The 12,590-nt window shown below is 59.2% G+C and carries 10 protein-coding genes; 6 read left to right on the forward strand and 4 right to left on the reverse strand.

What is annotated here, in order from left to right; translation table 11 throughout:
- Window positions 1–21: 21 nt before the first annotated feature.
- From hisS to der, 4 genes are all read left to right on the forward strand, one after another.
- Entirely contained in the window at window positions 22–1,311 is a 1,290-nt protein-coding gene (gene hisS / locus AOA61_RS22030; protein WP_032890710.1) for a histidine--tRNA ligase, read from the forward strand.
- 41 nt (window positions 1,312–1,352) lie between these two features.
- A complete protein-coding gene (locus AOA61_RS22035; protein WP_032890712.1) occupies window positions 1,353–1,994 on the forward strand; it encodes a YfgM family protein in 642 nt (213 codons plus the stop codon).
- Window positions 1,987–3,138: an outer membrane protein assembly factor BamB gene (gene bamB / locus AOA61_RS22040; protein ID WP_032890714.1), complete on the forward strand. Its 1,152-nt coding sequence runs from the start codon at window positions 1,987–1,989 to the stop codon at window positions 3,136–3,138. The genes AOA61_RS22035 and bamB overlap by 8 nt, the downstream gene beginning before the upstream one ends.
- 134 nt (window positions 3,139–3,272) lie before the next feature.
- The gene (der, locus tag AOA61_RS22045; protein WP_032890716.1) at window positions 3,273–4,742 is read left to right on the forward strand and encodes a ribosome biogenesis GTPase Der; all 1,470 of its coding nucleotides are present in this window, start codon (window positions 3,273–3,275) and stop codon (window positions 4,740–4,742) included.
- Window positions 4,743–4,776: 34 nt separating this feature from the next.
- Here der and AOA61_RS22050 read toward each other — a convergent pair whose 3' ends face one another.
- On the reverse strand, window positions 4,777–6,036 hold the full coding sequence (locus AOA61_RS22050) for a hypothetical protein (RefSeq protein WP_099602717.1): 1,260 nt from the start codon (window positions 6,034–6,036) through the stop codon (window positions 4,777–4,779).
- A gap of 243 nt (window positions 6,037–6,279) precedes the next feature.
- On the opposite strand from AOA61_RS22050, the gene AOA61_RS22055 reads away from it, so the two are divergent.
- Entirely contained in the window at window positions 6,280–7,428 is a 1,149-nt protein-coding gene (locus AOA61_RS22055; RefSeq protein WP_099602718.1) for a pyridoxal phosphate-dependent aminotransferase, read from the forward strand.
- Window positions 7,416–8,207 (forward strand): amidohydrolase, encoded by a 792-nt coding sequence (locus AOA61_RS22060; protein WP_099602808.1) that lies wholly within the window; start codon window positions 7,416–7,418, stop codon window positions 8,205–8,207. The genes AOA61_RS22055 and AOA61_RS22060 overlap by 13 nt, the downstream gene beginning before the upstream one ends.
- Window positions 8,208–8,378: 171 nt before the next feature.
- On the opposite strand, the gene leuA is transcribed toward AOA61_RS22060, so the two are convergent.
- The 3 genes from leuA to xseA form a co-directional block, all read right to left on the reverse strand.
- A complete protein-coding gene (gene leuA, locus AOA61_RS22065; RefSeq protein ID WP_017530007.1) occupies window positions 8,379–10,058 on the reverse strand; it encodes a 2-isopropylmalate synthase in 1,680 nt (559 codons plus the stop codon).
- Window positions 10,059–10,382: 324 nt separating this feature from the next.
- On the reverse strand, window positions 10,383–11,204 hold the full coding sequence (locus AOA61_RS22075; RefSeq protein WP_099602719.1) for a M23 family metallopeptidase: 822 nt from the start codon (window positions 11,202–11,204) through the stop codon (window positions 10,383–10,385).
- Between the two features lie 3 nt (window positions 11,205–11,207).
- Window positions 11,208–12,587: an exodeoxyribonuclease VII large subunit gene (gene xseA / locus AOA61_RS22080; RefSeq protein WP_099602720.1), complete on the reverse strand. Its 1,380-nt coding sequence runs from the start codon at window positions 12,585–12,587 to the stop codon at window positions 11,208–11,210.
- Between the last annotated feature and the right edge of the window lie 3 nt (window positions 12,588–12,590).

A 12,590-nucleotide genomic window follows, 5' to 3' on the forward strand; every position in this document is an offset into this window, starting at 1 on the left:
GAACGAATTTAAGGATTTGATGTGAGCAAGTCTCTGCAAGCCATTCGTGGCATGAACGACATTCTGCCGGAGCAGACGCCCCTGTGGCGCTACTTCGAGAATACTGTCGCGCGTCTGCTGGATAACTACGGTTACAAGCAGATCCGCATGCCGATCGTCGAGTTCACCGAGCTGTTCAAGCGCTCCATCGGTGAAGTGACCGATATCGTCGAAAAAGAGATGTACACCTTTGAAGACCGTAACGGCGACTCCCTGACTCTGCGTCCGGAAGGCACTGCCGCGTGCGTGCGCGCTGTGCTTGAGCACGGCCTCACCGGTGGCGGCCAGCCGCAAAAACTATGGTACATCGGTCCGATGTTTCGCCACGAGCGTCCGCAAAAAGGCCGCTATCGTCAGTTCCACCAGATCGGCCTGGAAGTATTCAACCTCGACGGTCCGGACATCGATGCCGAGCTGATCGTGATGACGTGGCGCTTGTGGGGCATGCTTGGCATTCGTGATGCGGTCAAGCTTGAACTCAACAGTCTGGGCACCAGCGAATCCCGTGGCCGCTACCGCGTCGCACTTGTCGAGTACCTGTCTGCGCATCTGGACAAGTTGGACGAAGACAGCCAGCGCCGTCTGAAAACTAACCCGTTGCGCGTGCTGGACACCAAGAACGCCGACACGCAAGCCGTACTGGTCGATGCGCCGAAAATGGCCGACTACCTGGATGACGAATCCCGCGTGCACTTCGAGGGCCTCAAGGCTCGCCTGGATGCGGCCGGCATTCCCTACGTAATCAACCCTAAGTTGGTGCGTGGTCTCGATTACTACAGCAAAACCGTGTTCGAATGGGTCACTGACAAACTAGGCGCCCAAGGCACTGTGTGCGCGGGTGGCCGTTACGACGGCTTGGTCGAGCAGATGGGCGGCAAGCCGACCACCGGCGTGGGTTTTGCCATGGGCATCGAACGGCTGATCCTGCTGTTGGAAACTCTGGAACAAATCCCCGCAGAAATCTCCCGTCAGGTGGATGTGTACCTGTGCGCCTTTGGTGAGGCAGCCGAACTGGCGGCCCTGGCCTTGAGCGAGAGCGTGCGCGACCAGTTGCCGAACCTGCGCCTGCAGATTAATGCTGGCGCGGGCAGCTTCAAGAGTCAGTTCAAGAAGGCCGACAAGAGCGGTGCACTGTATGCACTGATCCTCGGCGATGACGAGTTGGCCCAGCAAGTGATAGGTTTCAAACCCCTGCGTGGCCAGGGCGAGCAACAGAACATTGCCTTTGATGCGCTCGCTGCGCACTTGGCCACCTGCGTCGTGCAGGGTTGAAGCTGTCGAACAGCCGAATTTAGCGATTAAGGAGTATTGGGGTGTCGAGTACTGATGATGAGCAGTTGGCCGAGTTCAAGGACTGGTGGCAGCGTAACGGCAAGCCCCTGGTTACTGGCGGTCTCCTGGCTTTAGTGGTGGTGTTCGGCTGGCAAGCCTGGACAAAATATCAGGCCAACCAGTCCCAGGGCGCCTCTATCCTCTATCAGCAATTGCTGGAAACCACCCTGACGCCGGACGGCAAGCCCGACCCTGCGCAAGTGGCGGACCTGGCCGGCAAGCTGAAGAACGAATTCGGCGGTAGCACCTACGCCCAATACGGCAGCCTGTTCGTCGCGAAGGTCGCGGTCGATACCGGCAAGCTGGATGACGCCGCTGCAGAACTGAAGGCTATCGCCGACAAGCCGACCAACCCGACCCTGGGTGAAATCGCACGTCAGCGCCTGGCCCAGGTATTGGCGGCACAGAACAAAGCTGACGAAGCACTCAAACTGCTCGACGGTGATGCGGACAAGGCATTTGTTGCTACTCGCGAAGAGCTCAAGGGCGACCTGTTGGTCCAATTGGGTCGTACCGATGAAGCCAATGCTGCGTACAAGAAAGCCAAGGCGGCGCTGTCTGATGAAGCGGCGGTCGGTGGCTTACAAATCAAGCTCGACGACTTGGCCAAAGGGGATGCGTGACGTGATCCGTTGGAAACATGCAGCATTGCTGGCTCTGGCCGTTCTGGCCGCGGGTTGCAGCAGCAACAGTAAAAAAGAACTGCCTCCGGCCGAGCTGACCAGCTTCAAGGAAGAAGTAGTCCTGCAAAAGCAATGGAGCCGCTCCATCGGTGACGGCCAGGGCGAGACCTACAACATGTTGGTTCCGGCAATCGACGGTGACAACATTGTGGCTGCTGACGTGACCGGCGTAGTGATCTCCATGGATCGCATGAACGGCGATGTGAAATGGAAGACTGACCTCGAATTGCCTGTGTCCGGCGCCGTAGGCGTTGGTTATGGCCTGGTGATGGTCGGCACGCTGAAAGGCGAAGTGGTTGCCCTCGATTCCAGCACCGGTGAAGAGAAATGGCGCGCTCGCGTGACCAGTGAAGTCCTTGCACCCCCTGCCACCAACGGCGACATCGTTGTGGTGCAGACCCAGGATGACCGTGTAATCGGTCTGGATGCCGCTACCGGCAACCAGCGCTGGTTGTACGACAGTACTCCTGCGGTGTTGACCCTGCGTGGTACCAGTGGTCCGGTTGTAACCAACAATCTGGCCGTTGCAGGCCTGTCGACCGGTAAAGTGGTCGCCCTGGACACCCAGAACGGCGTGCCGGCCTGGGAAACCCGTGTGGCAATCCCGCAAGGTCGTTCCGAGCTGGATCGTGTAGTGGATATCGACGGTGGCTTGCTGCTGTCGGGTGAAACCCTCTACGTCGCCACCTATCAGGGCCGTGTTGCGGCGCTGGACCTGCAGAGCGGCCGCGTTAACTGGCAGCGTGATGCTTCCAGCTACGCCGGTGTCTCCCAAGGGTTTGGCAGCGTCTACGTCAGCCTGGCATCCGGCACTGTTGAAAGTGTCGACGAGCGTTCCACCACCGCGTTGTGGAGCAACGACTCCCTGGCTCGCCGTCAACTGTCGGCACCGGAAGTGTTCTCCAGCTACGTAGCGGTCGGCGATTTCGAAGGCTACTTGCATCTGCTGAGCCAGGTGGATGGTCGCTTCGTAGGTCGTGAGCGTATCGACAGCGACGGCCTGCGCGCGCGTCCGCTGGTGGTGGGTAACATGCTTTATGTGTATGGCAACAGCGGCAAGCTGGAAGCCCTGACCATCAAGTAAGAACTATGCTTGGGGTAACACCCAGGCGGCCCCGTTTCGGCGGGGCATGCGGCATCTGACGATGCTGCCCCGAGCACCAGCCGCTGCCCTGCAGCGGCTTTTGTATTTTCTGAAATAACGAAGTGGAGAGCCGCATGGTTCCCGTAATCGCCCTGGTGGGCCGACCTAACGTCGGCAAGTCCACCTTGTTCAACCGCCTGACCAGGACTCGCGACGCTATTGTCGGCGACTTGTCCGGTCTGACCCGTGATCGCCAATACGGTGAGGCAAAGTGGCAAGGGCGCTCCTACATTATTGTCGACACCGGTGGTATCTCCGGTGATGAGCATGGCATGGACGAAAAAATGGCCGAGCAGTCGCTGCTGGCCATTGAAGAAGCCGATGTCGTGTTGTTCCTGGTGGACGCCCGCGCTGGCTACACCGCTGCCGACCAGATGATCGGCGAGCACCTGCGCAAGCGTAACAAGCGTTCCTATTTGGTCGCGAACAAGATCGATAACATCGATCCTGAGGCGGCCCGTGCTGAATTCAGCCCGATGGGCCTGGGCGACGCGATCCCGGTTGCCGGTGCCCACGGCCGCGGCATCACGCAGATGCTGGAAATCGCTCTGCGCGACTTCCCGAAGGATGATGCTGAGGAAGAAGAAGGCGAAGAAGAGATCGTTGCAGAAGGTGAGGAAGCCAAGCGCATTCCTGGCCCTAGTGAAAAAGACGGTATCAAGATCGCCATCATCGGCCGTCCTAACGTCGGCAAGTCGACCCTGGTCAATCGTATGCTCGGTGAAGACCGGGTAATCGTGTACGACCAGCCTGGCACCACCCGCGACAGTATCTACATCCCGTTCGAGCGTAACGACGAGAAGTACACGCTGATCGACACAGCCGGTGTGCGCAAGCGCGGCAAGATCCACGAGGAAGTTGAAAAGTTTTCCGTGGTGAAAACCCTGCAAGCGATCAAAGACGCCAACGTGGTGATCTTCGTGATGGACGCCCGCGAAGGCGTGGTGGACCACGACCTCAACTTGCTGGGCTTTGCCCTGGAAGCGGGCCGGGCATTGGTCATCGCGATCAACAAGTGGGACGGCATGACGCCGAGCGAGCGCGATTTCGTCAAGATCGAGCTGCAGCGCCGCCTGTTCTTCGTCGAGTTCGCCGATATTCACTTTATCTCGGCATTGCACGGTACTGGCGTGGGTAACCTGTACGCTTCCGTACAGAATTCGTTCAAGTCCGCAGTCACCCGCTGGCCGACCAACCGTCTCACCCAGATCCTGGAAGATGCGGTGGGCGAGCATGCGCCGCCGATGGTCAACAACCGCCGGATCAAACTGCGTTACGCCCACTTGGGTGGTGCCAACCCGCCGATTATCGTGATCCACGGTAACCAGATCGAGAAGGTGCCTAAGTCCTACGTGCGTTACTTGGAAAACACCTACCGCCGTGTCTTGAAACTGGTCGGTACGCCGATCCGTATCGAGTTCAAGGGGGGCGAGAACCCATACGAAGGCAACAAGAACACACTGACTGACCGTCAGGTGAACAAGAAGCGTCGTTTGATGACTCACCACAAGAAGGCCGACAAGAAGCGCCGCGACAAGCGCTGATTCAAGCTTTAAAAAGGCGCCGGTGGCGCCTTTTTTACGCCTGTGATTCGGAAAAATAACAAGCCAGCAGGAAGGTTGGTTCAAGCGTGAGGCCTGATAAGGACATCAATACGAGCAATCGTTTTTGTTGGTCCATGACCAGCCCAATGGGCTCGCTGAACTGCTGGTTGAAGTCCAGCTCAACGATGCCGGTGCCGTTAGGCCCGAAGCTTGTATCTATCTCGCCATTGCTATTGAAGCGCGCCATCACGGCCGTTTTGTTCAATACCTCTTCAAGGGTGCCGACCGCTACGATTTTGCCAGCGTCCACCAGCAACTTGTGCCAACGGGTCACGTTTGCCGTGATTACCGGTAGGCCATTGTTGAAGCCGGGATCCGGCACGCCGTCGGGGTCTAGTGAGATAAGCAGTGCTCCTTGCGCAGCAGAGCCGCACGCAAGGATCTTTTCATGGGTGGCAACGAGATCAAGGTATTGATGATCCTGGGTTCGGTACTCGCCGCTGATCGCGAAGGTTGTATCTACCGCACCTTCCGAGGTGTAACGCTGGAGGATTCCCGTCTTGATACCCCTGACATGGACGCTGTGGCCGTAAGCGAGAATCTTGTCGTCCGCTTGAATGGCAAGGCCTGCTAAAGCCGTGTTCTCGCCCGCCTTAAGGGTATCGATATAGCCACGGCCACTATTGAAGGCGAGGTCGGTTTGGCCGTCGGCATTTATACGGGCTATCAGAGCTCCCCAGTGTCCGGGTTCGCCTGTGTACAAGTGCAGGGTGATTATCTTCCCGGTACTTTGAAGGGCCGCGTCCAGGCCTGGCGCTTGGTAGGGGCCTTGTTCGTAGGTGATTGGCAGATTCAGTACCGATAGGCCGTTTTTACCGAACTGAAGGACGGGTGCTCCGGTTAGTTGGCTTTTAGCTACTGCGGGTACGGGAGTGCTTGAGTTGTGCGTCAGGGCTCCGCACAGCAAGTAGGACTGGTGATCCGCCGTGAGCACTTTCAGGCCATTTGAGGGCCATTGCTGATCCGATGGTTCAAAGAGCCCGGTCACGATTCCATTTTTACCGAAACCTTGATTGGGCTGCCCATCTGCTTGCAGGTTGAAATAGACGAAGTGGCCTTGGGTGTAAGTGTTCATATCCTTCAGAACACTGGCGGAAACCAGTAACTTGTCGTCAATGCTGTTCAGTCCATATGCCCTGAAAATCGCTCCATCTTCGATGTTGAGCGGCAAGACTCCGCGTTCACCAAACGACGGATCCAGTTCACCGGTTTTGTGGAGGAGAGTGGTTGACATGGGTTGCCTCGCTGATGGGGTAAGCCTGATTAGTTAGGCGCTTTTTTCTTCGTTGAGGTAACTGTCAGAAATACCTGTTATGCACACTGAGACAGTCCGTTCGTCGCAGAGGACGCGGTAGAAGGCCGATACTGGTCATGGCTATCAATGGCGCGTGCCGGCTTTTTTTCTGACAACCGCATGGGCTATCCTCGACCCTTACCGCGCCATTGCAGCGACAGGTGTTCAGCAGGGACTCACCGAATGATCAACAGCAAGTTACCGAATGTCGGCACCACTATTTTCACCACTATGTCGCAATTGGCTGCCGAAACCGGTGCGCTCAACCTCTCCCAGGGGTTTCCCGACTTCAACGGCCCCCAGGCTTTACTCGATGCCGTGGGCAAACATGTTGCCAGCGGGCATAACCAATACTCCCCGATGACCGGCCTTCCGGCGCTGCGTCAACAGGTGGCGGGCAAGATCGCTCGCAGCTATGGCGCCACGGTCAACCCGGACAGCGAAGTGACCATCACCCCCGGTGCCACTGCTGCGATCTTCTGTGCGATCCAGGCGGTGATCCGCAGTGGCGATGAAGTCATCGTGTTCGATCCCTGCTACGACAGCTATGAGCCCTCGGTCGAACTGGCCGGGGGACGCTGTGTCCATGTGCAACTTAGCCAGCAAGGCTTCGCATTGGACTTTGAGAAGATCAAGGCCGCGCTGTCGCCACGCACGCGCATGATCATCCTCAACACCCCGCACAACCCGACTGGCGCGCTGATCAGCCGCGCCGAGCTGGACCAGTTGGCAGAACTGATCCGCGATCGCGATATCTACCTGCTCAGCGATGAGGTCTACGAACACCTGGTATTCGACGGCGTGCCCCACGTGAGCGTGCTGGCCCATAAAGAGCTGTACCTGCGTGCGTTCGTGGTCAGCTCCTTTGGCAAGACCTACCATGTCACCGGCTGGAAAACCGGCTACGTGGTCGCGCCACCGGCCCTGACGGCTGAATTGCGCAAGGTGCATCAATACGTCAACTTCTGTGGCGTAACCCCGTTGCAGTTCGCCTTGGCCGATTTCATGGCCGAACACCCGGAGCACGTCGACGAACTGCCTGCGTTCTATCAGGCCAAGCGCGATCTGTTCTGCGACCTGCTGGCGCCGTCGCGCTTCAGCTTTACCCGGGTGACCGGAACCTACTTCCAATTGGTGGATTACTCACAAATACGCCCGGAGCTGGATGACGTCGCCATGTCCTTGTGGATGACCCGTGAACACGGTGTGGCGACTATCCCGGTCTCGGTGTTCTACCAGACCCCACCCCAAGGCCAGCGCCTGGTGCGCCTGTGCTTTGCCAAACGCGAGGAAACGCTGCAACAGGCAGCTGAAAAACTATGCGTGATCTGAGTGCACTGCCGAATCTGAATATCGCCCTGATCCAGACCACCCTGGCCTGGCACGACCGCCAGGCCAACCTCGAACATTTCGAAGGGCTGCTGGAGCAGGCCCGCGGCGCCGACCTCATCGTGCTCCCGGAGATGTTCACCACCGGTTTCTCCATGGACTCGCAAACCCTCGCCGAGCCGGAAAACGGCCCGACCCATCATTGGCTCCAGGCCCAGGCTGCGAAGTACAACGCGGTGATCACCGGTAGCGTGATCATCCAGGCCGCTGATGGCAGCCACCGCAACCGCCTGTTATGGGCGCGGCCGGATGGCGAGGTGTTGCACTACGATAAACGTCATTTGTTTCGTATGGCCGGTGAACACAATCACTACACACCCGGCGAGCGCCAGGTGCAGTTCGAGTTGAAAGGTTGGCGTGTTCGGCCGCTGATTTGCTACGACCTGCGCTTTCCGGTGTGGAGTCGGGATCCCCAGGACACTGACTTGCTGCTGTACACCGCCAATTGGCCGGGCGCGCGGCGCCAGCATTGGAACCGGTTGTTGCCGGCGCGGGCTATCGAGAACCTGTGCTACGTAGCGGCGGTCAATCGAGTGGGCACCGACGGCAAGGGCTTTGCCTACACTGGCGATAGCCAAGTGCTGGATTTCCAGGGCGAGAGCCTGCTGAGTGCGGGGGAGGCGGACGGGGTGTTCCAGGTGTGCCTTGACGCGGCTGAGCTCGCTGCGTATCGCACCAAGTTTCCGGCGAATCTGGATGCCGATAGCTTTCAGTTTGTCTGACAGACCGCTATCGGGGGGGGCAAGCCTCCTCCCACACTTTGCTTTGTGAATACATTCAAAATGTGGGAGGGGGCTTGCCCCCGATGAGTCCCTGACAGGCAACCCAAATCTGGAACTCAATAAAAAGGCCCCTGGGTTCTCACCCAGGGGCCTTTTGTATGACGGCTAAGGTTACGCCGCTTTGGCTTCCTGCTGGCTCAGCGATCGGTTCAGCGCACTGAACAGCGCCTTGAAGCTCGCCGTGGTGATGTTTTCATCAATGCCCACGCCATGCACTGGACGTTCACCGTTCACACGCAGTTCGATATAGGCCGCTGCCTTGGCGTTGGTGCCCGCGCCGATCGCATGTTCGTTGTAGTCCATGATTTCCACGCCAATCGGCAGGCCAGCCACCAGGGCTTCCAGTGCGCCGTTGCCCTTGCCCTTCCAGTGCAGGTTGGTTTCGCCCTGGCCCTTGCCCGAGACTTCCACTTCGACAAAGCTGTTGCCGTTCTCTTCCTGCAGGCGATGGCTGACCAGCGCGTACGGAGTGTTGGCTTGCAGGTATTCACGCTGCAGCAAGGCGTAGATCTGTGGTGCGGTCATCTCCAGGCCCACGCGGTCGGTTTCGGCCTGGACTACCTGGCTGAATTCGATCTGCATGCGGCGTGGCAAGCTGATGTCGTATTCCTGTTCCAGCAGGTAGGCGATGCCGCCTTTGCCCGACTGGCTGTTCACGCGGATCACCGCCTCGTAGCTGCGACCGATGTCAGCCGGGTCGATCGGCAAGTACGGCACTTCCCACAGGGCATCATCTTTCTGTTGGGAGAAGCCTTTGCGGATCGCGTCCTGGTGGGAACCGGAGAACGCGGTGTGCACCAGATCGCCGACGTACGGATGACGGGGGTGTACCTGGATCTGGTTGCACTCCTCGACGACTTTGCGCACACCGTCGATGTCGGAGAAGTCCAGCTGCGGGTCCAGACCCTGGGTGTACATGTTCAACGCCACGGTGACGAGGTCGACGTTACCGGTACGCTCGCCGTTGCCGAACAGGCAGCCTTCGACACGGTCGGCACCGGCCATCAAGCCCAGCTCGGTAGCGGCCACGCCGGTACCACGGTCGTTGTGGGTGTGCAGGCTGATGATCACGCTGTCACGGCGGTTGATATGGCGGCCGAACCACTCGATCTGATCGGCATAGATGTTAGGCGTGGCGCACTCCACGGTGGCTGGCAGGTTGAGGATCATCTTGTGCTCAGGCGTCGGGTTCCACACCTCGATCACCGCGTCACACACTTCCTTGGCGAACTCCAGTTCAGTGGCACTGAAGGTCTCTGGGGAATACTCGAAGGTCCACTGGGTTTCCGGCTGCTGGGCAGCGTATTTGACGAACAGCTTGGCCGCATTGACTGCGATGGCCTTGATGCCGTCCTTGTCCTGGTTGAACACGATGCGGCGGAACGACGGCGAGGTGGCGTTGTACAAGTGCACGATGGCTTTCTTGGCGCCGCGCAGGGATTCGAAGGTGCGTGCGATCAAGTCTTCACGGCCCTGGGTCAGCACCTGGATGGTGGTGTCCTCGGGGATGTGATTGTCTTCGATCAGGGTGCGCACGAAGTCGAAGTCGGTTTGCGACGCGGCAGGGAACGATGCCTCGATTTCCTTCACGCCGACGGCTACCAGGGTCTTCCAGAAGCGCAGTTTTTTCACTGCGTCCATCGGCTCGATCAACGACTGGTTGCCATCACGCAGGTCGGAGCTGCACCAGATTGGCGCGGTGGTGATGGTCTTCGATGGCCAAGTGCGGTCCGGGATATCGATGGTCGGAAACGCGCGGTACTTCGAAGACGGGTCTTTGAGCATGCTCATCGGGAAATCCTTTGTTGTAGGGGCCGAGAAAAGGCGGCCTGCCGTGGAACTGTTTTTGGGGATAAAGCGTAGAGACGAGGCAGATCGATTCAGCCTGGCAGTCGTGCGCTGACGAGGCACAGGCTGCGGTGCTGGCGGAGCTGAATGAGGGTGTGAGAGGTTTTCATAAGCTCAACCCTAACCGCCGAGGTGAAAGATGGCAAGCAGTCGAGAAAAATTGAGAGAAGTTCTGCTATTTACGTAGGAGGCGAGATTTTATGCCTGGAAATTCGGTGGGTTCTGAATTTAATTGCGCGCGCTTTGCGGCGCACGCAATCGAGTCATTCAGGGCTGGAACGCGCCGATAAAGATCGCAGGGTCCACCCGCGCATCGTTGAGGCTGATGTTCCAGTGCATATGTGGGCCGGTGGCGCGGCCGGTCGCGCCGACCTTGCCCACCACTGTCCCACGCACCAGTTGCTGGCCGACCTTCACGTCTATCTTCGACATATGACAGAACATGCTGATAAAGCCTTGGCCGTGGTCGACGAATACGGTGTTGCCGTTGAAGAAGTAGTTACCGACCAGAATCACCTTGCCGTTTGCCGGCGTCTTGATCGGCGTACCGGCCGGCACGGCGAAATCCAGGCCCGAATGCGGGTTACGCTCTTCGCCGTTGAAGAAACGGCGCACGCCGAACTTGCTCGACAGGGGCCCGTTTACCGGTTTATCCAGCACCAGGTTACTCGGCAGGTTGGGGCTGAAGCTGCGGTAGGCCTTGAGCTGTACGGCCAGTTCGCCTTCGATGCGCTTCAGTTGAGCCGGGTCGGGGTTGACCTGGCTTTTGTTTTTCAGGGTGATGCGCTGTTCCGGGTATTTCTTATAGCCGACGATAAACGGCAGACTGCGCCCGCCGCTGCTGATGCGCTCGTTACCCGGCTTGACGCTCAGCGGGATACCGACAATCGCCAGCCAATTGTCCTGTTCCTTGACCACCAGCACCGGCTTGCCTTGATAGGTCGCTTTCGGCGCTGCCGCCGAAGGGCCCAGGTCGACCACGGCCACACCACCCGGCACCGGTTTGTTCAAGGTACGGCTGATATAGCTATCGGCGTGGGCATTAAAGGTAAGGCACAGCAGCATCAACAAACTAAAGAGACGAGGCATCAATCAATCCAATAACGAAAGGGTGACGGGTGTCAGGTGGTTGTCTTCCACGCGCACTTGCAATTGGCCTTCACCGAGACGCGCGGTGAGACGCTGGCCGGTGTGGGTTTGCGCCGCGTTGCGAATGGCATGGCCGCGCTCATCCAGCAGGATGCTGTAACCACGGGCCAGGGTTGCCAGCGGGCTGACCACCTGCAATGTCTGCACCTGGCTTTGCAGTTGCAGGCGACGGGCCTTCAGGCCTTCGCGCATGGCGCGGGGCAAGCGTTCGGCGAGGCTGTTCAGGCGCTGGCGCAATAGCGCCAGTTGACGGCCGGGGTGCTGGCCGGCGAGGCGGGTTTCCAGGCGGATCAGGCGCTCGCGACGGGTATTGAGGCTGCGTTCAAACGCGCGGCGCAGGCGCATATCCAGATCATCCAGGCGCTGGGCCTGCTGGCGCAGACGTTCGCCGGGATGGCGCAGGCGACGGGCCATGCCTTCCAGACGCAGGCGGTCGTGGGTCAGGCGGTTACGCATCAGCATGACCAGGCGGCGATGCAGGTTTTCCACCTGACGCACCAGATGGCTGGCGTCCGGTGCCAGCAATTCGGCGGCGGCGGACGGGGTAGGGGCGCGTACGTCCGCCACGAAGTCGCTGATGGACACATCGGTTTCATGTCCGACGGCGCTGACAATGGGGGTCACGCAAGCGTCCACCGCGCGGGCTACGGCTTCTTCGTTGAAGCACCAGAGGTCTTCCAGGGAGCCGCCGCCACGGGCCAGAATCAGTGCGTCAAAGCCTCGCGCATCGGCCAGTTTCAGCGCGCGGACAATCTGCGGGATCGCCTCGCGGCCTTGCACGGCGGTCGGGATCAAGGTCAGCTCGATGTTCGGCGCACGGCGGCGGAACACGCTGATGATGTCGCGGATCACTGCGCCGGTGGGCGAACTGATAATGCCAATGCGTCGAGGATGGGCCGGCAGTGGGACCTTACGCTCGGCACTGAACAAGCCTTCGGCGCTGAGCTTTTCCTTCAAGGCATCGAAGGCCAAACGCAGCGCACCATCACCGGCGGGCTCCACGGTGTCGAGGATCAGTTGGTAGTCGCCACGGCCCTCGAACAGCGAGACCTTGCCGCGCACCTTCACCGCCAGGCCATCTTTCAGCGCCTGGCGCACCCGTGCGGCATTGTTGCGAAACAACGCACAACGTACTTGGGCGCCGCTGTCCTTGAGGGTGAAATACACATGGCCGGAGGCTGGGCGGGCGAGGTTCGAGATCTCGCCTTCGACCCAGATATTGGTGAACACGTCTTCCAGCAACACCCGCGCACGGCCGTTGAGTTGGCTGACAGTCAGGACTTCACGGTCCAGGCCCAGGCGGGCAAAGGGGTCTTTAATCATGGG

It is taken from the genome of Pseudomonas sp. 2995-1 (assembly GCF_002742505.1).
Lineage (GTDB): Bacteria > Pseudomonadota > Gammaproteobacteria > Pseudomonadales > Pseudomonadaceae > Aquipseudomonas > Aquipseudomonas sivasensis.

What these genes read in the sequence shown, in the direction of transcription:
- bamB (WP_032890714.1), top strand. Translation starts at nt 1,987, where the DNA reads ATGCGTGACGTGATCCGTTGGAAACATGCAGCATTGCTGGCTCTGGCC.
- der (WP_032890716.1), top strand. Translation starts at nt 3,273, where the DNA reads ATGGTTCCCGTAATCGCCCTGGTGGGCCGACCTAACGTCGGCAAGTCC.
- AOA61_RS22050 (WP_099602717.1), bottom strand. Translation starts at nt 6,036, where the DNA reads ATGTCAACCACTCTCCTCCACAAAACCGGTGAACTGGATCCGTCGTTT.
- AOA61_RS22055 (WP_099602718.1), top strand. Translation starts at nt 6,280, where the DNA reads ATGATCAACAGCAAGTTACCGAATGTCGGCACCACTATTTTCACCACT.
- AOA61_RS22060 (WP_099602808.1), top strand. Translation starts at nt 7,416, where the DNA reads ATGCGTGATCTGAGTGCACTGCCGAATCTGAATATCGCCCTGATCCAG.
- leuA (WP_017530007.1), bottom strand. Translation starts at nt 10,058, where the DNA reads ATGAGCATGCTCAAAGACCCGTCTTCGAAGTACCGCGCGTTTCCGACC.
- AOA61_RS22075 (WP_099602719.1), bottom strand. Translation starts at nt 11,204, where the DNA reads ATGCCTCGTCTCTTTAGTTTGTTGATGCTGCTGTGCCTTACCTTTAAT.
- xseA (WP_099602720.1), bottom strand. Translation starts at nt 12,587, where the DNA reads ATGATTAAAGACCCCTTTGCCCGCCTGGGCCTGGACCGTGAAGTCCTG.